The organism is Sphingomonas sp., from assembly GCF_039594485.1.
In the GTDB taxonomy this organism is placed as follows: domain Bacteria; phylum Pseudomonadota; class Alphaproteobacteria; order Sphingomonadales; family Sphingomonadaceae; genus Sphingomonas.
This window is the reverse complement of sequence record NZ_JBCNNI010000011.1, coordinates 78575-97399: the sequence shown is the minus strand read 5'-3', so window position 1 is coordinate 97399 and position 18825 is coordinate 78575. Positions and strand designations below refer to the sequence as shown.

The following is an 18825-nucleotide window of genomic DNA, read 5'->3' as shown; positions in this document are numbered from 1 at the left end:
TCGAAATGGCGACGGTCAGGCCGCCAGCTTTAATCCTATCCGCGCCCGACGGCCGTCTACGCCTTTGGTGACGCCGATCGCGCAGGCGGTCAGCGCCTTACCGAAGGCGATGAACCCCAGCGTTTCCGCCGAAGTCAATCCGTGATCCTTCGACCAGCGCAGATAATCGTCGTACAGCCGCTGCGACATTTCCCGGTGGCCGGGGGCGGCGGAACAGCGCGCCTCCATCCAGTCCAGAACGTGCCGGGTCAACTCGGTCATCGCGGCGGGTGCGAACCCGAATTGCTCCGGCTCCGCGATCCGATCCGTGACGGCCGGCAACAGCCCCAGCGTCCGCCAAGCCTCCCGTGCCGCCCTCATGCCGAACACCAGCCGCGCCTCTTTGGCCAAGGCCAGCTTGGTACGAATGGCCTCATACTCGTCGGGCATTTCCGGGGTGCGGCTGGGCTCGATATCGGCCACGCCGTCCATGACGAAGCGCCCAGTCCGCCGAAGCGTCGGCAACAGGACGTTTTCGACCCAGCGGCGGAACGCCTTAGCCTCCGGCCGCTTCGATCCGAAGATACAGCGGTACATGCCGCCCTCGGAAACGATGGTCATATTCTGATCACCGCCAGGGGTACGCACCAAGTGCGTACCCTTTTGATCGTCGTCCAGCATCCGGGTCATATCGCCCGCAGAGCGATAGCCCAGCACCGCCGCCAGATCGCTGGCAACCCAATAGGGGTCATCCTCGCGCATGACGATGCGGATCGGCGCGCCCTCATAGGCGAACGCCATGGGAGCGACCGCCGTCATGCCGCCACCCTCTGGATATTGTCGCGAAGGACATTGAGCGTCGCGTGCACGCCGTCATCGATCCGGTCGAGATACGTATCCAGCATCCCCAGCAGCGCGTTCATATGGGCCGCCCGATACCGGACATAGACGGGCGTGATATTCCGATCGTCTTCTGCCTCCAGCGCCTCGACGGCCTCCGTGGCTGCCAGCAACAGCGTACGTATCGCGGAAATATCGAAATGGGATTGATCCGCCATCCCCAGCACCCGCGACATATGCGCCTGCTGCAGCTCAATCCGTATGATAGTTCGGGTCACATTATCGGGTGACGCATGGTCACCCGTGGCGCTATGCGCGCGATCAGCTCGTTGCATCGGGATACCTCCGTGCGATGGGTCAGAGCCGGGTGAAAGTTGCCTCTTTCATCCGGCTCGATTTTTAGGTACGGAAAAATAATGGATAATGCAATAGTCCGTACGGGAAAAAGAGGGCGACCGCGAACCAATGCGGCATCCATCCACCTGACCCTCACTCCCGATCAACTATCCCGCTTGGATACATGGATCGGGATGCAACCGGACCAGACCATGTCGCGCCCGGAAGCGATCCGCAGATTACTTGAACTATCATTACGCTAACATCGCACCCGACCAATGTTAAAAATCAATCTTAGGCTCAGGCTTTTTCATCGGCGCTTCTGAAACATCTGCATAATCGATTTCGGATACGTCTAATGTTGATCCGTACATTTTTGCTTTTAGTTTTCCTGTCTTGAAGCACCATGTAAAAACTGGGTTTTGCCTTTTAATACCAGTCTGACTGACCCATTTTTCTACAGATGACAAACACGGAGGCCCGTATTTTTTCTTAAACGCGTCTGTAATTATTCCAAAATAGATAGGGTCTGCTGAAATTCCAATTCGCACCATCCTATTATTTTCCGCAGAAACGTATGAGCTTAGAACTCTTACGCCTGCAACACGATCATCATCAGGTCCGCAAAATGTGGTCATCCCTGACTTATGACAGGTTGCCGCTTGCTCCGGCGTCATTTCTTGTCCAGCAACGAAACCTCTAAATTCAAAAGGCTTTAGAGCTACTGAGCTAGGCTTTTTTTGTGGCGAGGCCGAAGCCAAAGCCAATAACTGCATTGCAAGAATCGCGACCTTCATAACTCCCTCCCTGCTAACGGGAGGACACTATCCTAGCGAGTGTCCTTCCGCCATGAGCGGCACCGCAGATTGGGGATCATCATAGTGACGAAACCTTTCACCGATGCCGACATGGACGCCGTATCAGACACCCCGGAACTGACGGACGAACAACTTGCCTCCGCCCGTCCGTTCCGCGAAGCGCTGCCACAGCTTACCCCAGCAGGCGTTCAAGCGCCGCCCGTTCCGCATCAACGTCGGCCTGACTGACCGGCGCTTTCCACGGGGGCGGACAGGTTTCGGCTTCGGCCCGCCGCCCTTCCGCCAGATACTCGACGGAAAGACGGCGGATCGTCCGGGCCTCCCACGGGCAGAGCCGCACCCCCGTCATCTGGGACCACGCGGCGATGGTCTGCCAGCCAAGCGGCACGGTTCCCATGCCCGCCGCCTCCACCATCCCCATTTCGATGAATCGTTCGATCACATGGGGCATGGGGTTGGGCGGCATGGCGCTCTCCGCCGCCTTTTTCCCCATCGTCTCGGCCCGGCTGCGTTTTGTGGTGGCCGGGGCCTTCTCCCACCGCTCGGCCCGTCTGGACCCCTCGGGGGGCTTTGGCGTGGCGGCCAGCCACGCCATTTGCCGAACGTAGAGCGTCAGGCCGTCGCCGACGCGGGCTTGAAGTTTCCCCAGTCAGCCAGGAACCGCGTAATCTGGTTGACGATGAAGCCCAGCGCCGGGTCGGAATAGGTGGCACGGTACAAGTCCTCGCCCGACGCCTTGCCAGCGGGAGGATAGGCGAAATTCTCAAACGAGGCGGTCACTGCGGCGTAATCTTCGGCCGTCGTTTCGCGACGCTGATCGCTGGACATGGCCGAAGGCTTGCCGTCATTGTCCTGCGCCCGCTTCAGCGCGCGCTGCGTCTGACGTTCCTCGATCCGGGCATATTGCGGCGAGGCCGGACCGTAGAGGTGGATGCGGACAGGCTGCCCCTTGTAATAGAGCAGGTTGCCGCTGGCGTCCTTCAGGTGCAACGGGGCGGTATTGGCGACCGCCTGAGTGGTGATGTCGAGCATTGGAAACCTCTTTGCGGCGGGATTGCGCGGGATGCACCGACCCGCCCCGTCCCGCGCAACGCGGGGCAGGCCGATGCTCATGAACCGGCGGGGCCGGAAGGCGTTAAGAAGAGGGAGCCGGAACCTTGACCGGCTTGGTGCAGATTTCGAGAGCCGGGGCAGCGGTCAGCATCGTGTCCGCACCGTCTGCCGTTTCCGGCATCCCGAAAACGCGACCCTGAAAATAGCGCATCGCACCGTCTTGATAGGTGACGGCGAAAGAATACAGCTTCTGACTTTCGTCGTCGCCAGCCGTCTGCATCAGTGCTTGACCGGCATCGGCGCTATCGAGCGCCATCGTCGGCTGAAGCGCGCCGTAGTCGGGCGACCCCTTGTACTTCTGCTTGCCACCCTTGAGCGGCTGGAACTCAACCTTGGCGAAACTGGTCCCGAAAGTGCCCAGCTTCTCGGTCTGCCCAACCACCAGAAACGACAGCGCGGCGAACCCCGCCTTGTCCTGAGTGGAAGGCGCAGCGGCGGAAATGGCGAGCGTGGTGCCCGCCGCAGTCTGCGAAGTCATCGTGTTGCTACTCCTGTTTCAACGGCGGAAGGGATCAGGCCGCGTCGGCGGCTTCGGGCTGGGGCGGGCTCTGGTCTGCCTCGGTCGCCAGTCGAACGAGGCCTGCGGCCGCGTAATTGGCAAAAACACCCGCATCGATTTCCGGCATGGTGTCGGGCTCGCCCGCGACGCTGGCGGTGAAATTCTGCTCAAGCCCCGCGTCGGTGAAATCGCGGACGATGAAGGCTTTCTTCTTATTCGGCATGGTCATGCTCCTGTGAAGGCGTCGTAACTGACGCGGAAATCTTGGGTCTGCTCGTAGGTGTTGCCGGGACCATCCACGTCGGGACCAAGCCCCGACAGCAGAATGGTCACGCTGGATCCGCCCCCGATCGGGCCGACCCGATCGGCCCCGGCTTCGCGCACCTGACGAATGATGGCGCGCTGCTCGGCCCAGGTGGCGGCGCGCACCGCGACCGAAATCCGGTCGATGCAGCGCCGCGTCCCTTCGCGCCTCAGCATCTGCGGCCCCGTGCTGCTGACCGTGCGGACTAGAATGGCCGGCAGCGGCTGGCCCTCCGGCAACCGACCGCCCTTGATACTCTCGACAGGGACAAGCTGGATCAACGGAGCATAGCCGCACAGGACGGCCCCCATGATCGTCGCCCCGTCGATCACGTCCGGGATAGGCTGATCGGTCATAGATCATCGTCCATGTCGTCCGGCCCGATCCCCTTGCGGGCCAGGCGGGTGTTGATGAAATTTTGGGCCGCGCGGATTGCCTCGCCCTCCTTCACGTCCAGCGCCGGGCGCAGGAATGGAAAGGCACGCGATCCGGTATGAAAGACCTCTGGCCCCACCGGCTGGCCGCCGATAACTAGCGACAGCTTGCCCTTGGCATCGCGGAGCCGGGTGTTCAGCCGTCGCGCCCCGACGCCGCCCAGCGCGGCGATGAAGTGCGGCGATGTGCCGTATTCCAGCCAGGTGCCCAGCGAATAAGTGAAGCCTCGCTTGACCGTCACGACGACGCGGATCGTGTCGTCCGTAACCGGCCGGGCTTTCACGACGATCGCGGCGGCCACGCGGTCCGACTCGCACCGATCCCGCGCCTCGTCGGCGATGACCTTTGCCCCGGCCCGCGCCGCACCGGGCAGCAGCTTGGTCCGGCAATAGTCGGGGATCGCGGCCATATAGCGCTTGACCGCATCGCGCCCCGTGACCTTGGCCACGTTAGGCAGGGTTCCCGGCCGGGCTGTATTCCTCCACGGTGAACTCCAGCAGGTATCGCCGCCCGATTTCGGCGGGTCCGCCGACGATCTGGAGGATGCGACCGTCGATCACGAACCGCATCTTGGCATCGGTCCCCGCGCGATAGCGGATACGGATCCGCGCGGGCCGCTTGGCGGCGGGCTGTCCATCCGCCAGCCCCTCGCCACGGCTGGGCAGAGGGTCGCGGACCTCGGCCCATATATTGCCCGGTGTCACGGCCTCCCACGTTCCCTGACCCGCCCCCGAAAAGGAAGCCTTTGCCTTAGGCCGCTCCAGCCGCGCGCGCTTGTTCGGCCGAAACTCCGGCCGCTTGTCATAGCCGCCCATCAGCCGAAGCTCGGGCGGCAATGGGGGCCGACCAGATGGGTCAGTGCCGTTGTGCTGGAAAACGGGTTTTCCGGATTGTTGTACAGGTCGACCAGCGCGACCCGAATGCCATGCACGACCGGAGCGGGCAGCTGACCTTCCGGCCACCCCCCATCCCCGACCAGTGGCCGCTGCATGAAATCTGCAATGAACTGGATTGCAGTCGCAATCAGCGACTTCAGCAGATCGTCGCTGATTTCGTCATCGACCTTCAGCCATTCGCGGGCAGTGGCCAGCGAGACGATTTCCGCCATGTCGTGTCCTCTGCCCGCGCTGGATCAGGCTTGGGCAGCGGTCGAACCGCCCTTACCCTTCGGAGCCTCGACAGCCTCCGCAACCTCGGCTTTGATCAATTCCGCCTCGGTTTCCGCGTCGAAGGCCGCGACCTCATCCTGATTGTAAATGGTGCCCACCTGAGTGGTTTCGAGAAACTTGACCGCCATGATGGCCTCCAGAAATGGAAAAGGCGGACCCGACACGCGGACCCGCCTGAGATGGTGGGAGATTGATCGCCGGGCTTACGGTGCCCAGGTCACGCCCGTCAGGACCGCAGCTGCGCGATCGTAGCGCAGCTGCGTGTCATGCTCTTCGATCAGGCGGATGACCGTTTCGTCGTTCGAGAACGCTGCCCGGATCGTGCCGCCATCGTCATAGGCGGCCGTGTCCGACGCCGCCAAGGCGACCTGATAGGTGTCGCCGATCAGGAATTGCGACCAGTCGCCAAAGTACAGTTCCGACTCGTTGCCGCCCGCGCCCAGATTGTCAGGCACCGACGTCGTCTCGGCGATCTTGTAGCCCTTGAGCGTGCCGTTCGCCTCGATCGACGGATAGACCAAATTGCCGTTGCCATCGCGCAGGTTGGCCAGGAACTCCCGGACACGCGGACTCATGACCCAGCCGCAGCTGATCATGGGGACATTGGCGTTCTTTACCGCCAGCGTCATCCGCCCCAGGTCCGACGAAACGGTCACGAGGTTGGTGTTGGCGGTCATCGCGAGGACGTTACCGGCTGCAACCAGATTGCGGACGCCGGTTGGTGCAACCGAGCTTCCCGCACCGCGCAGGAACTGCTGGTCTTCCTTGACCGCCGCGCTGTCGAGCAGATCGTCACGAACCATCTGGTCCACACCATAGCTGGCGCGGCGGATCAGCTGATTCGTGATCGGCACCAGCGCCATCAGCTTCTTGGCGGTCATGTTCAGGTTGCCGACCTGCATGTCGGTGGTCGGCGCCGGAACACGTTCACCGACATACCCGGCCTGCGTGCCCGCCGTCTTCTTGCGCATGGTCAGGTTGCCATCCGGCATCGGCACGGACCGAGCGCCTAGATTGCGAATGACAACACGCGGCCGCAGCAGGTCGATGAAGTCGCGGCTATAGTCGGTGTCGACCAGATAGCCGCCCTTGGTGTTGGTCGACTGTTCCATGTTGGCAACAATCTGGCCGGTTTGATCACCGAACGTCTGCTGCGCATGGTTCGCCATGGCCCGCTGGTCATTGCCTCCGGTCGCAGCCAGCGAGAGTGCGATCCGGCCGACCATGACGCCGGGTTCCAGCTTTTCCTGCACGGCCGCCGGAACGCGACCGCCCGCACCCGCTCCGCCAGCACCGCCGATATCGATAGGCTTGGCGGCCGACGCCTTCAGTGCCAGCATCGATTCTTCGCGGCCGACCGCCACCTGAAGGCGATCAGCTTCCGCCTTATGCTTGTCGAACGCGCCCTGTTCCTCTGCCGTCAGGTCGCGGTTGTTATCGTTCGCGGCCGCGTCGAGGATCGCTTCCATCGACTGGACTTCGGCCGCCAGACTTGCCCGTAGCGCGGTAATGCGCATCGTCATTCTCCTTGGTGGATTACAGCCCGGCGCGCGCTTGCGCCAAGGCCAGGTGGTTCGCCGCGGCGGCCCGCCGGGGCGCTGCCGGAGGGGCGGTTCGGGCAAGCCGTCGGATCGCCCCGTCGAGGCCATCGGCCTCCACGCGGTCGACCATCCCGGCCGCCTTGGCGTCCTTCCCGGTCAGGGTGCCGCCCTTGCCGAAATCGGCCCGGACGGTAGCTTCAGAGACACCGCGACCCTTGGCCACGGTGCTGATGAAAACGGCCTCGATCGCGTCCAGCGTCGTGCGCATGGCGGCCCGGCCTTCCTCGGTGGAAAGGTCCGGGCGCTTGTTCGGGGCGTTGGTGCTGGTGATGTCGATCGAACGACGGCCCGACATGTCCGGCCCTTCCTGATAGGAAGTGGACATGCAAACGCCGATCGACCCAACCACGCCGGTTGGATCAAGACTGATCCCGCCCGACGCCTGACTGGCGATCCAGTAGACGGCCGAACAGCATTGCCCCGACACATGCACCGCCAGCGGCTTGGAAAAATTGGCGATGAAGCGCGCAAAGTCATGAACGCCAGACACGGCCCCACCGGGGCTATCGACCGTCACCAGCACGTTACGGACTTCCGGCGATGCCTCCAGCGCGCGCAGATCGGCCGCCACGGCGTCGAGCGTCGTCGCACCTGACGTGGCCAGCCCCCCGGCACGGGGGAAGACTGGCCCGAACATGGGCACGATGCCGACGCCATCACGAAGGGCGGCCGTGCGCGTTCCCGGTGCCCGCTCGCCCATTCGGGCCGTCGCATCCGCGAACCTCGCCTCATGCCCGTCCCGCTCCACCGCGATTAGCGACGGGTGATCCATCATGCGAAGGGCAATTGCCTCGATCGCGTCAAGATAGGCGGGCACGATCGCCCACGGCTCCGACCGGATCGCGGCCAGGACATGCTGGTTCATTCGTCTTCCTCGGACTGTAGGGGCGGCGCTGGCGGCCGTGGTGGCTGGGCAGGGGGCTGCCCTTCAATCTGCGAACCGGAACCGACGCGGTATTCGTCACCGCCGGGCCGGTCGTTCAAGTTCTCTTTCCGCCGGACGGTGTTGGGGTTCATGATCCCCTTGTCGATCGCGACGGCGTAGGCCTGATACCGGGTCAGGATATCGCCCTTCAGCATGGCCTCGGGCATGAACTCGAAGAAATGACCCTCATCCGCGAATTGATGGGTCATATGCGCCGCGCCGCGTTCGAAGTGCGCAAGCATCGAATACAGATACAATTCTAGGCTTTGATGCTCGATATTCGAAAAGGTGGCCCGGCTCAGTTCGAATAGGACATGGGGCGCAACACCGAATGCCCGCGCCACCTCCAGAACACCAAAGCCCCGCGACTCGATAAATTGCGATGCCTTGTTGTCGTGCGCCAAAAATTTGGCGTCCATTTCCTGATCCAGCACCGCGACAGAACCGGCGTTCTGCGGACCCGCAAAGCGCTGCTGCCAGTCGGATCGGATCGCCTCTTTGCCCGGCCGGTCAATCTTGGCCTTGGTGGTCAGAATGGTCGACGGCTGAGCGTTGTTCTCCCAAAAGCGCCGGGCAAACTCGCTGGTCGACGCGGCGGATTCGAACGTGTTGCCCAACAGCTTCAAGCGATCGATGCCGACCAGCCCGTCCCGGCTGAACCCCGGTACGAACCAAATGTCATTGCGGGTCAGGCGATCGCGCGACCCATCGGGCAGCTGCGCGTCATAGAACATCTCCAGCCCGTCCTGCCGGTCCCAATGCTGAACCGGCGCGATCCCGTCCGGCACCAAGCGGCTAAGAGCATTGGGGCGGTAAAGTTCGTCACGGTGGATGAAGGCCCCGAAGCGACCGCGCATCAGCAAATCGCCCATCATCAGCTCTTTCAGCAGATAGGCGGGCTGAACGGCGTTGGCGCTGGTCGACAACATCCGGGCTTGCGGCGCATCGTCGACCCGCTCTTTGCCCTCCGGCGTGTTCCGGTAATAATGAACGGGCGTCATGGCGTAGAGGCCGCACAACACCTCCAGCGCGCGTAGCACCGCAGGGACCGTCATGGCCCGCGCCTCACCCATGGGGGCACCCGAACGGCTACCACCCAACAGGTTGAGCACAGTCATGCCCTTGGGGTCGTTCAGCCCATCAGCACCTGCGATCGGCCCCGCCTGCCCAGCATCGCCACGGATGGCCCAACCGCGTTGCGCCGGAGGCATCGGCGCGGCCGGGGCGGCGTGGGGCGCATCGGCCCGGAACGCGCGCGCCGCGTTCCGGGCGCGATCGATAAATCCCATGCTCAAATCCCCGTATATTCGTATGAACCGGCCGCTGCCGGGTTCTCGGTCATCAGCATCACGGCGTTGAACATCGCCGCCAGCGGATCGATTTTGGCGCTGGGTGTGGCCTTCACGATGGCCACCGCGCTTGCGCCACGCGGCTCCATTTTCGCGTTGCCGACGCACCACCGCATCAGTTCCTTGCCCTCATGGCGCAGGGTCCGGGCCGCGACCTTCCGGGCCGCGCCCTTGATGGCAGCGCTCAGTTTGTAGCCCTGTCCGATCGACCGCAGCTGATTGTCGGGGTCGAAGTCCCTCGCGACCAGTTCGTCTACGATGGCCGACACGCCCACCGGGTCCAGCCCGATCGCGCCGGTTTCCGGGAACAGCCCGGCGTCACGCACCGTACACAGCACCTCCACGACACCGCGCACATCCTCGGTCAGTTCATGGTCGCCGTCATCGTCGGCTTCCAGATCGATCACCGCTTCATCCGGCATTTCACAACGGAACAGGGAACCTTCATCGACCAGCTGGTTGAGCATGGTCGCGATATCGGCTCGACGCTTCCAGACCACGGACCAGGCCCAGGCGCGGCACCAGACCAACCAGCGCTTGGAGCCTTTTTCCCGGCCGATCAGGCACAGCCCCAAAAGGTCATCAAGGCCGCCGCCATCGATCCCGGCCACGATGACTTCGCAACGCCGGATCAGTTCATCTAGCGTCAGCGCCGTATCGGCCGCCGCGTCCCAGAAATCCGCGCCGGTCCACCGATCCCGCGCAAGGCGGGTGCCGATTTCGACATTCAGGTGCTTGGCCAGGAACTTCTGTAAATCCCCCGGCGCGCCCGCGCGGGCCTCTGCCAACTTCTCTTCAATGTACTCAATATCAACCGACCGGCCGATATTCGGGTTGGTGATGTAGAAATTGTCAGGGTCGAGATAGGCTTCCGCGTCCAGCATCGCTTGAGGCCACTCATAGAGCATCCCCAACTTTCGCTTATTGACGATCGTCCCATCCCGGACTCCGCGGAACTGATCGAGGCGATCCTTGAAAACGCCGCGCGGCAATTCATCGCTATGCGTCGACAGGTAGACCGTAAAGCCTTCGCGCCGGGAAACCTGCCCGCCTGTGGCCTCCATAAGCATGGCGGATGCACTTGCCTGTTTCCCGAACTGCCATAATTCTTCGACCAGTACGAACGCGGCCTTTTTGCCGCTGACTACGCCCGCATCGGCCGACACCACCTTCAGTTCGGACTTGTTTACAAGATGCCGAATTTTCCGCTCGTGATCGACCGGGTAAAGGATTTCGAGCAATTCGGGATCGGCACGAACCATACCGGCCGCCGGGGTGAAGACATTGTCCGCGACTTCCTTGGTCGGGGCTAACACCAGCAATTCGGCCGAATGACGCCAATTGCGGATAAGCGCCGTGACCATGATCCCGGCCGCAATGGTCGACTTGGCGTTCTTCTTGCTGATCAGGAGCATGAACTCCCAGATCAGTCGCTTGCCCGCCTCCTCATCATAGGCCCCGAAGATTGCGGCGACGAAATCAAACACGAATTGCTCGCAGGCCTCGCCAAAGGTCGGCTGGCCGGGAACGTCCACGATGCGCAGGCCCTTGAAAATCTCCAGTGCGGCTTCCGCCTGATCTGGAAACAAAGGATCCATCGCAATGAGCGATTCCCCTGCGACGATCCGCCTTTCCCAATCCGGGCAGGCGGTCGACCACTCCAAAGCCATCAGTTGATAAGCCTCGGAGGCGGCGGGGGCGCGTACTTCCCACGGACTTGCGCCGCCTTCTGTTGGGCGGCGGCCTTTTTCCCAGGCTTGGCGGCTTTAGGCGGCGCGCCGTTCGTACCTCGGTTGGCGACCCGATCGGCCACCTGTTCAAGATGGCCCTTGTCCAGCCGCTTGAACAATTCCTTTTCCGCCGTGACGTTGCCCTCGGCCGCTGCGTCGTTCAGCCGCGCCAACTGCGTCATTTCCATGCGAAGCCGGGCATCCTTCCGTTTCGCGCACTCGGAAAAATAATGTTTGCGCAACGTAGGCACGGAAACCCCGATCGCGGTTGCGGCCTCTTTTTCGCTCAGGCCCCGCGCAAACGCCAAAAGGACCTTATTGGAGTTCTCTTTGGTCCGGCGATGCTCAGGCCGTCCACGGGCTTCCCTGTCCAACTGGACGGGATCGCCAAACAGGTCGACCTCCAAATCTTCGGCCACGAGAAAAAAATCTCCGAATGAGAGCGGTTGCGGTCTAGGGGGCGGGCCATCCCAGAGATTGACCCCACCCCCACCTGTCAGCGGGCGCGATGCTCTTGCCGTTGCTTCGCGCTGTCGTGGCAGGGCTTGCAGAGGCACCACAGGTTGTCCTGATCCCAGAACATGGCCTCGTCGCCACGGTGCGGTTCGCGGTGATCCGCGACCAGCTGCGACGTGTCAGGCTCGACGCGACCGCACCCCGGCCATTGGCAGGTGAACAGATCGCGTGCGAGGATGACCATGCGCAGGCGCTGCCACCGCGCCGTCTTGTACCAGCGCCGCCACGGCTGGGCGTCCCGCTCCCGGTCCCGCTCAACCCGCGTTGCGGGCGTGTCCCGACCGATCCGCGACCGCAACCCGTTGAGGCGCGGTTTCAGTCCTGTCAGTTTGACCATGCACCACCAACAGAAAGGGCGGCGAGGCCGAAGCCGCGCCGCCCTGAGGCTAAGGGGAGAAGTGGAAGCCGCGCCGTCAAAGGCCCGTCACCAACATATCGAGAAATACCCTCACAGAGGCCCGGAAACGAACAGCGATATTTTCATGTCCGGCCCTAAACCGGGTTGACATGTCCGGTCGCGGAAAACCGCCATTTCAGCCCCGCACAGCGTTGATACGCACCGTCAGCGCCCCCAGCACCCGCCCGTACCGCATCCGCAGCCCATCGGCCCCGTGCGTCTTGCCAATGGGCCGCAGCAGCTTCACCCACGACACCCGCGCCCGATCGCCGCCCTTGGCCAGCTGCGTCACCGCCAGCACCACCAGCCGCCGATCCCGATCGTCCGGGATCAGGCGCAGCCACGCCACCGCCTCGTCCCGCTCCTCCATCTCCAACCGGCTCAGTGGATCGCGCGGGATCGGCTTTTCATCTCGCGCGTCCCAGTCCCACCAATCCTTCTGGATCAGATGCCACGGCCCGTCGCTGGCGAACGGCCAATGGCCGCCCGGCATCCGCCAGCAAAGCCGCACCGCGTCCACCAAACGGGCCTCCACCGCCTCGAAGGTCAGGAACCTTCCGGCCCCGGAACCCTCGCTCTCAACCCTTCCGGCATTGCTGAAATCGTATGCCATTGGTTTTCCTATCTTTTTATTCTCAACCGGAAGGATTGGAAGGATAGGAAGGATAATCGTGATATTTCATCGTGCCCGCACATGCGCGCATATGCCCGCACCCTACGACAAAATGTTCAGAAATCCTTCCAACCCTTCCAAAGGCGCAGAAATCCGCCCTTTTTACCTTCCGGTGAAGGTTCCGGCACCCTTCCAACCGGAAGGATCAGTGTCGACTAAAGCGCATCGCCATCATCATCCTCGGGCGGCGCGGACGCAGCGGCGGGCGGTGGCTGGCCTGTCGAAGGCGGGACATCATCGTCGCGGTCCTCCAGTTTCAGCACCTTGCCGTTGATATCGACAAAGTCCTCCACCTGTTTGACCAGCTTCAGTCCCAGCCACTGCATCCCATCCGACGCCTTCTTTTGATAGCCCTTATCGGACATGGCGTTCGAAAAGCCCTTGTTGGACCATTCGCGCTCACCGGCCGCCTTGGCCCACGCCACAAAGACCTCATGCAGCTTGGACGACTGCACCCGACTGGCCGGGTCGGCCTCGGTACAAAGCCGCAGGAACCGCGCGATCGGGTCGCTCTGATCCCGATAGGCCTCGGTCGCCTGCGTGACACTGGCGGGCTCGACAAGCCCATGCGCCATGTAATCCAGCAACCCCTGCACCAATCGATTCAGGACGCCGGATGCCTCCCTGGACGTGATCTTGTGGACCAGATGCGGGTCTTTCTTTGGCCACGGAATGCCCGGCTCCGGTATCTCGATATTGCGCAGCCACGGAATCAGCTTCAGGCGCGACCAGATCCCGTCATCGGTATCGGGCACATTGAACTTGCTGTTCCCGATGATGATCAGCTTGAACTTCGGGATCAGGTTGAAGAACCCGCGATGCAGCATACGCACCGCCAGCGGCTCCCCGCCCGTCACCAGCTTGATCAGCCCGGAGTCGAGCGTCTCGTTCTTCCCCGGCTCCGACGCGCGCAGCATCCGCACGCCGCCCAGCTTGGCGAGATCGGGCGAGGCCGCATCCCCGCGTTTCTTCAGGCCCTGGTCAAGGAAAGACCCGATCGGAATCGTATCGGCATAGTCACCGGCGACATGGGTCCAGCTTTCCAGCGTGACGCCCTTGCCGTTCCGGCCGCGCCCCCACCAGAACCAGAGCTTTTGCTCGCTGGCATCGCCGGTCAGCGAATAGCCGCCCAGCTGGTGCAGGTATCGCCGCATCTCGGCATCGGGTTGCGCCCATTCGAAACTCGCGTCGTACAGCGGGCATGTCGCATCGGGATCATAGGCGACCGGAGACAGCTTGGTCAGCAAATCCTCCCGCCGATGATCGCCCAGCTCCACCACGGCCCGAACCGTCCCGTCGGGCGCGTCCTCTCGCCGGAACCGCAACGTGCCGTTCTGCACATTGACGGCGAACGCATCGTGATCGAACGCATCGATCGGCACCGTCAACCACCGCCGCGCCAGCTTGGCGACCGATGCGGGTTTGTCGACCGTCTCGGCCTTGCGCCCCCATTCGGCGATCAGCGAGGATCGAAGCCGCATGGTGCGGCCCACCAATATCCAACCGTCCAGCGCCACCGCATCGCGCTCGGCCGCCGCATCGCCCTCCGCCTCCAGATCGACAGGCACGCCGGTATCCCGCACCATCCGCGATTCATCCTGAATCGCGCGGATCGTGTCGAACACCGCCGCGATCACCTCGGCCGGTGGCGTCTTTTCGTCCTGGTCCAGCACGCGCCAGCGCCGCCCGTCCCAGCCCAACCAGCCCTTGGCGGTGGTATAGCGGAAATCCGCCCCCCACCGATCACGGAAGCGCTCGGCGATCCCGAAATCCGTCATGGGATACCCCGCACAGGCCAGCCCGGTCAGCATCGGTTCGACGGCGAACCCCTTGGCCCATCCGTCCGCCACCGCTCGCGCGACCCCACTGCCCAGCACCTCGGCATCCGGCCGCCCCTCATAGACGGTCGCCAGCGCTGCCAGCGCCAGATCCTCGCACAACAGCCCGGCCGCCACGCGCCGCCCGATTCCGAAGGCAAGCCGCCGGATCTCCTGCTCGACGGGCGCGCATCGCTCGACGGCGCGGCCCAGCCACGCCTCGGCCAGGCGCAGCACCCGTTCCCGCCCTTCCCGGCCCAGGTCGGGGCCGGTGATTTCCTCCCTTCCGACCCGGAAGGATCGGTCTTGTCCGGCCCCTCCCCCCGAAGCCGGGGCGGGGTCGCGCACGGCGCGGCGGGAGGGTGGAGCGTTGGAACGGCGGTTCGCTCTCTCTCGTGCAGCGGCCGCGATCTCGCTGAGATCGCGAGGGCTATCGCTTCCGGCTGACCAGCCGGAGTTGATCGTGGCTTGCAGCTGGGCCTCATCATCGCGGCCGGGATTGTCCCGCGCCGCCGATTCCAGCGAGGCCCGCGCCATCGTCGCATCGAGCGCCCCGGCCGCCACCAGCGACGACAGCTTCAACGCCGCCTCGAACAGTCGCTCATTGCGCTTTCCCGTGCCCGCGCGCCGGACCTCGCTCAATTCGCCGTCAAGCGCCGCCAGCACATATTTACGGATCGCAGCATCCTCACGAAGTGCCTGGTTAACCGGCCCATCCCGGACGACAGTCGGACCCGCGATATTACCTTTCGGCCGAACCGGCTTTGCCTTGCCAGCACGCAGGATTTCGACCAGCGCCGCAGGGCAGGCGGCAATCCGACTGATATCCAGATCGATCAGCCATCGATAATCGCCCGGTATCTCAACACCGTCGCCATCGAAATGGCTGGGCGGCGCGATGACGTACCCTCCAAGCCCTCGCACATCGATATGATCGGGCAAGCTCGTAGCATTCCCGATGGGATCGCCCTCGGGCATACGAAACCAATGATGCTCGCCGTCGGATCGCGTCACGGACACGAGCGTATCCGGCAAGTACTCGCCGTCCATCCGCGAGGCCAGTTCGTCTTTCAGCCCCTCCAGCGTCCACGTTACTTGCCCCGTGACTTCCTTCGTAGCCCGGTCGACAACATCATATGTGCCGGGATCGAAATCGATCAGCAGCAGCCCCGCTTTGCCAACTGCAACGCCGATCATCGCGTGCGGCCATCGGGTCCACCACTGGCGGATTTTCGCTTCGTCGGTGGTGGCCTTGCTCACGCCCCCTGATTTTGGGATCGGATTGCCCTGGGCGTCCTTGTCCCTCGGTAGCAGCGGCTGCTTATCGCGCGGGCTACAGGGGAAAACAGGCCAGCCAAGGCGCGCATAATGAAGCGCCGCCTGCCCCATCGGGCTAAGCGGTTTTTGCGAAGTCACAGGCTATCCCCCGGAACAATCAGATTACAGGACGATCCGGGCCGCGCCCGATCGTCGGAAAGGATGGCGGAGCGTAGCCCCCGATCAGGGCGGATCATCGCCCACCCGCCGCGCGGCCACCGCCCAGGGCGAATGGACATTCAGCCACTCTGCCGCCGCGATCGACGCGCGCGCCTCCAGATGCTTCGCGCCACTGGATCGCGTCGAAAGGATCGCCGCCCGATAATCGCCGGGCAGCAACGGCCAGCAGCGATCGCACACCGCCTGCCACTTGCGCCGCGTCAGCCCGCAGCCATGGACAGGGCAGAGGAAGGACGATGGACCCTTCACAGCAACCGCCCTTGCCGCTGGGCATCGGCAATGCGCTGACAAGCAATGTCGAAATAGGCGGCGTCTTGCTCGATGCCAACAAAGGACCGCCCGCAAAGGGCCGCCGCGACGCCAGTAGAGCCACTGCCCACAAAGGGGTCACAGACCTGTACGGCCTCAGGCGCAAAGGACAGGCACCACATCATGACATCCACGGGCTTCTGCGTCGGATGACATCGTGGCCCGTCCCGCAGCGCGGCCATGCCGTTATTGCACCGCTTCAACGCCTTCACCGAGACACCGGGCAGGCTGGTCCATGCCATCTCCCCATCGGAGTAAGACGGCATCCCGTTCAGCTTGTCCCAAAACAGCCAGCGGCCGCCCTGCGGCAGCAGATCGCTGAGGTAATTGCCGCCCCAGATGATCGCGGCGGGCGCAGCGTGAAGGACAATGTGGAGCAAGTCCGCATCCGGCCGCTCGGCGTCCCAATCGCCATCATAGACCTTGGACTGGCGCTTCCAGCGACCTGACGAATCGGTGCCACCGCCGCCCATGCCCTTGTCCTGACCGATGCCATAGGGCGGGTCGGTCAGGATCAGGTCGCATCGGCCGCACCCCGGAAGCACGTCCCGGCAATCCCCCAGATACAGGGTCGCGTTGCCGATCACCTCTTTGCGAAGATAAGCGCGCTCGCTCACAGCCCCGCCGCCTCGATAAGCGCGATACCGCGTTCGACACGCCCGCGCGCCTTGGCCGCCCGCTCCCGCGCGCGCTGCCGATCGGCCTCGCGTTCGTCTGGATCGCGCGCGACCTCCATATGGGCGCGATACAGCGCGAAATCGCGCCGAAGCGTCTGCGCCATCCGCGCCATCAAAAGCCCTTCCTGATGGTCATCCGGCCGGTGGACAGGACGATCGCCTGCCGATGCTCGGTCGGCCCGTGATTGATGATGGCGATCCGCCGATCCCCGGCCGTGCGCGCCCGCAACTTGCGCAGGGCGTAGCTCGCTTCGTCGGCGTGGCGCAGGCCACACCGCAGCGCCAATTGCCGGTCGGTGGGCAGCGGCTCGCCGATCGAAAGGCAACGCTCGATTTCGGCGAACACCCGCGCCTCCCGACTGGCATTGTCATGGATGGCGACAGGGCTGGGCAGGCGCTGGGCGACGTAATCAAAGCCCTTCCCATCCGCCCGACGGGGATGGAAGGTGCGGATCAACCCCATATCCACCAGCCTCCGCGCCGCCGTCCACACCGGCTGGTCACGCGGGGGTTCCTGCCCGGTCGCGAACACCACGCGCGCGCCCGGCTGGGCTTCGAAGGCCCAGGCGCGAAGCGCGGCCTCCGACGCCGCCAGCGTCGCTATCCCGGAATGGGCAACAAGCCCCCCCATGATCCCCTGCCCCTCGCCCGCTCAGGCTGCGACGCGGGAAATGGGTCGGTCGAACCAGCCGCCTTCGGGCTGGCAGGACCAGAAGCGTGACCAGACCGCACCGCCGGTCGCCAGATAGATGGCGCGCGCCAGTTCCTCGCCGGGGCGGATTTCACCGCGGATCAGCCGCTCGACGGTCGATTCGCTCGCTTCGATCTTGCGCGCGAACCGCGCCAGTTCCTGTGGCTTGTCGGTGGTCAGATAATAGGCAAGGCGACGCGCGCCCTCGTTCGGCACCACGGCCGGAAGCGAAATCTTCATCAGCGATATCCCTCGGTTGAAACGTTGGCGACGATCGCGTCCAGCGCGACCGCGATTTCCAGCAATTGGCGGACCTCCCGCCGGATGTTGGTCTTTTCGACGCGATCGACCCGCCCATCGGCCAGCGCGCCGCAGATCGTCTGCGTCACGTCGCTGGCCTCCTTCGACAGGCGCCCCATCATGGTCAGCATGTCCGCGACAGAAGCCGGAGCCTCCGGCAGCGGCACGAACACCCCACCCATCACCGCGCACAGCGCCTGAGTGACGTGCGGGAAGCCCTCCCGGTCCCGCGCCAGCGGCTCCAGATCGGCGACGATATCGATCGGCACGAACGCTTCACGATGGTTCGGCGAGGCATAGGTGCTGAGCGTCGATTGCCCGACACGCGTGAAGCCGGCGGCCTTCACCTGCCCGCCAACGCCGGAAATCATCGCATCCGTCGCGCGCTTGAGGGCCAGGCGCTCAGGCGTCATGCTCGCCACTTTCAGGAAAGGACGAATCATGCTGGTTCAGCTGATCGGTGGCGCGCCGCGCGTCATGGCCATGGATGGCAAGGTAGCCATCCATGAAACCGTCGATGGCGAGGCCCACGGGTTTCTCCTGAAACCCGCTGCCGCCGCCACCGCCGCCGCCCGCATCCTCTCCGTCACTGCCGATTTGGTGGGCCGTGAAACCTGTATATTCCCAGTGGAAGCCCTCGAATTGTCGGGCGGCCATGTGATCGACGGCGAGCGCTTTGCCCGGCTGGTTCTGACCGTCCACGGTGCACCGCTTGCGGTAGAGTTCAACGCTACGCAGGTGGCCGAACTGGCGGCCGGTTTCGCCGCTGCGTCGCGGAAACTCGACGCGCCGGACAGCGATTGAACAGCTACCCGGCACCTCTCGCACACTCACCCGGCCCGCCACGATT

The 18825-nt window shown here is 63.8% G+C and carries 27 protein-coding genes; 1 reads left to right on the top strand and 26 read right to left on the bottom strand.

The window, feature by feature from the left end:
* Window positions 1-15: 15 nt before the first annotated feature.
* The 26 genes from ABDV78_RS07525 to ABDV78_RS07400 all read right to left on the bottom strand — a co-directional run bounded on the left by ABDV78_RS07525 (window position 16) and on the right by ABDV78_RS07400 (window position 18418).
* Entirely contained in the window at window positions 16-798 is a 783-nt protein-coding gene (locus tag ABDV78_RS07525; RefSeq protein ID WP_343526748.1) for a Bro-N domain-containing protein, read from the bottom strand.
* The gene (locus tag ABDV78_RS07520; protein WP_343526747.1) at window positions 795-992 is read right to left on the bottom strand and encodes a hypothetical protein; all 198 of its coding nucleotides are present in this window, start codon (window positions 990-992) and stop codon (window positions 795-797) included. Before ABDV78_RS07520 ends, ABDV78_RS07525 begins: the two co-directional genes overlap by 4 nt.
* A gap of 444 nt (window positions 993-1436) precedes the next feature.
* A complete protein-coding gene (locus tag ABDV78_RS07515) occupies window positions 1437-1952 on the bottom strand; it encodes a hypothetical protein (protein ID WP_343526746.1) in 516 nt (171 codons plus the stop codon).
* Between the two features lie 193 nt (window positions 1953-2145).
* Entirely contained in the window at window positions 2146-2568 is a 423-nt protein-coding gene (locus tag ABDV78_RS07510) for a hypothetical protein (protein WP_343526745.1), read from the bottom strand.
* A 17-nt stretch (window positions 2569-2585) separates the two neighbouring features.
* Window positions 2586-3005 (bottom strand): hypothetical protein, encoded by a 420-nt coding sequence (locus ABDV78_RS07505; protein WP_343526744.1) that lies wholly within the window; start codon window positions 3003-3005, stop codon window positions 2586-2588.
* 103 nt (window positions 3006-3108) lie between these two features.
* Window positions 3109-3564 carry a hypothetical protein gene (locus tag ABDV78_RS07500; RefSeq protein WP_343526743.1) on the bottom strand — a complete coding sequence of 152 codons (456 nt, stop codon included), beginning with the start codon at window positions 3562-3564 and terminating at the stop codon, window positions 3109-3111.
* 34 nt (window positions 3565-3598) lie between these two features.
* Complete coding sequence (locus tag ABDV78_RS07495; RefSeq protein WP_343526742.1) at window positions 3599-3814, bottom strand: hypothetical protein; 216 nt, start codon at window positions 3812-3814, stop codon at window positions 3599-3601.
* Window positions 3811-4245 (bottom strand): hypothetical protein, encoded by a 435-nt coding sequence (locus ABDV78_RS07490; protein ID WP_343526741.1) that lies wholly within the window; start codon window positions 4243-4245, stop codon window positions 3811-3813. The genes ABDV78_RS07495 and ABDV78_RS07490 overlap by 4 nt, the downstream gene beginning before the upstream one ends.
* Complete coding sequence (locus ABDV78_RS07485) at window positions 4242-4772, bottom strand: HK97 gp10 family phage protein (protein WP_343526739.1); 531 nt, start codon at window positions 4770-4772, stop codon at window positions 4242-4244. Before ABDV78_RS07485 ends, ABDV78_RS07490 begins: the two co-directional genes overlap by 4 nt.
* A gap of 1 nt (window position 4773) precedes the next feature.
* A complete protein-coding gene (locus ABDV78_RS07480; RefSeq protein WP_343526738.1) occupies window positions 4774-5139 on the bottom strand; it encodes a phage head closure protein in 366 nt (121 codons plus the stop codon).
* Entirely contained in the window at window positions 5139-5432 is a 294-nt protein-coding gene (locus ABDV78_RS07475) for a head-tail connector protein (RefSeq protein ID WP_343526737.1), read from the bottom strand. The genes ABDV78_RS07480 and ABDV78_RS07475 overlap by 1 nt, the downstream gene beginning before the upstream one ends.
* A 24-nt stretch (window positions 5433-5456) precedes the next feature.
* On the bottom strand, window positions 5457-5621 hold the full coding sequence (locus ABDV78_RS07470) for a hypothetical protein (protein ID WP_343526736.1): 165 nt from the start codon (window positions 5619-5621) through the stop codon (window positions 5457-5459).
* A gap of 75 nt (window positions 5622-5696) precedes the next feature.
* Window positions 5697-7016: a phage major capsid protein gene (locus tag ABDV78_RS07465; protein ID WP_343526735.1), complete on the bottom strand. Its 1320-nt coding sequence runs from the start codon at window positions 7014-7016 to the stop codon at window positions 5697-5699.
* Between the two features lie 13 nt (window positions 7017-7029).
* Entirely contained in the window at window positions 7030-7959 is a 930-nt protein-coding gene (locus tag ABDV78_RS07460; RefSeq protein WP_343526734.1) for a S49 family peptidase, read from the bottom strand.
* A complete protein-coding gene (locus tag ABDV78_RS07455; protein WP_343526782.1) occupies window positions 7956-9074 on the bottom strand; it encodes a phage portal protein in 1119 nt (372 codons plus the stop codon). The genes ABDV78_RS07460 and ABDV78_RS07455 overlap by 4 nt, the downstream gene beginning before the upstream one ends.
* A 236-nt stretch (window positions 9075-9310) precedes the next feature.
* Window positions 9311-11038: a terminase TerL endonuclease subunit gene (locus ABDV78_RS07450; RefSeq protein ID WP_343526733.1), complete on the bottom strand. Its 1728-nt coding sequence runs from the start codon at window positions 11036-11038 to the stop codon at window positions 9311-9313.
* A complete protein-coding gene (locus tag ABDV78_RS07445; protein ID WP_343526732.1) occupies window positions 11038-11517 on the bottom strand; it encodes a hypothetical protein in 480 nt (159 codons plus the stop codon). The genes ABDV78_RS07450 and ABDV78_RS07445 overlap by 1 nt, the downstream gene beginning before the upstream one ends.
* Before the next feature lie 77 nt (window positions 11518-11594).
* Window positions 11595-11951, bottom strand: coding sequence for an HNH endonuclease signature motif containing protein (locus ABDV78_RS07440; RefSeq protein WP_343526731.1), 357 nt, complete (start codon window positions 11949-11951; stop codon window positions 11595-11597).
* Between the two features lie 196 nt (window positions 11952-12147).
* Window positions 12148-12624 carry a hypothetical protein gene (locus ABDV78_RS07435; protein ID WP_343526730.1) on the bottom strand — a complete coding sequence of 159 codons (477 nt, stop codon included), beginning with the start codon at window positions 12622-12624 and terminating at the stop codon, window positions 12148-12150.
* A gap of 215 nt (window positions 12625-12839) precedes the next feature.
* A complete protein-coding gene (locus ABDV78_RS07430; protein ID WP_343526781.1) occupies window positions 12840-15890 on the bottom strand; it encodes a phage/plasmid primase, P4 family in 3051 nt (1016 codons plus the stop codon).
* Between the two features lie 111 nt (window positions 15891-16001).
* The gene (locus tag ABDV78_RS07425; RefSeq protein ID WP_343526729.1) at window positions 16002-16247 is read right to left on the bottom strand and encodes a hypothetical protein; all 246 of its coding nucleotides are present in this window, start codon (window positions 16245-16247) and stop codon (window positions 16002-16004) included.
* On the bottom strand, window positions 16244-16924 hold the full coding sequence (locus ABDV78_RS07420) for a DNA methyltransferase (RefSeq protein WP_343526728.1): 681 nt from the start codon (window positions 16922-16924) through the stop codon (window positions 16244-16246). Before ABDV78_RS07420 ends, ABDV78_RS07425 begins: the two co-directional genes overlap by 4 nt.
* Window positions 16921-17088 (bottom strand): hypothetical protein, encoded by a 168-nt coding sequence (locus ABDV78_RS07415; protein WP_343526726.1) that lies wholly within the window; start codon window positions 17086-17088, stop codon window positions 16921-16923. The genes ABDV78_RS07420 and ABDV78_RS07415 overlap by 4 nt, the downstream gene beginning before the upstream one ends.
* A gap of 8 nt (window positions 17089-17096) precedes the next feature.
* Window positions 17097-17615, bottom strand: a complete 519-nt coding sequence (locus ABDV78_RS07410) for a hypothetical protein (RefSeq protein WP_343526725.1) — start codon at window positions 17613-17615, stop codon at window positions 17097-17099.
* 21 nt (window positions 17616-17636) lie between these two features.
* Entirely contained in the window at window positions 17637-17915 is a 279-nt protein-coding gene (locus tag ABDV78_RS07405) for a hypothetical protein (RefSeq protein WP_343526724.1), read from the bottom strand.
* The gene (locus tag ABDV78_RS07400) at window positions 17915-18418 is read right to left on the bottom strand and encodes a phage regulatory CII family protein (RefSeq protein ID WP_343526722.1); all 504 of its coding nucleotides are present in this window, start codon (window positions 18416-18418) and stop codon (window positions 17915-17917) included. The genes ABDV78_RS07405 and ABDV78_RS07400 overlap by 1 nt, the downstream gene beginning before the upstream one ends.
* Between ABDV78_RS07400 and ABDV78_RS07395 the strand changes: the two genes are divergently transcribed.
* Window positions 18417-18779 (top strand): hypothetical protein, encoded by a 363-nt coding sequence (locus ABDV78_RS07395; RefSeq protein WP_343526721.1) that lies wholly within the window; start codon window positions 18417-18419, stop codon window positions 18777-18779. The two genes, ABDV78_RS07400 and ABDV78_RS07395, sit on opposite strands and share 2 nt — an antisense overlap.
* The last annotated feature ends 46 nt before the right edge of the window (window positions 18780-18825 follow it).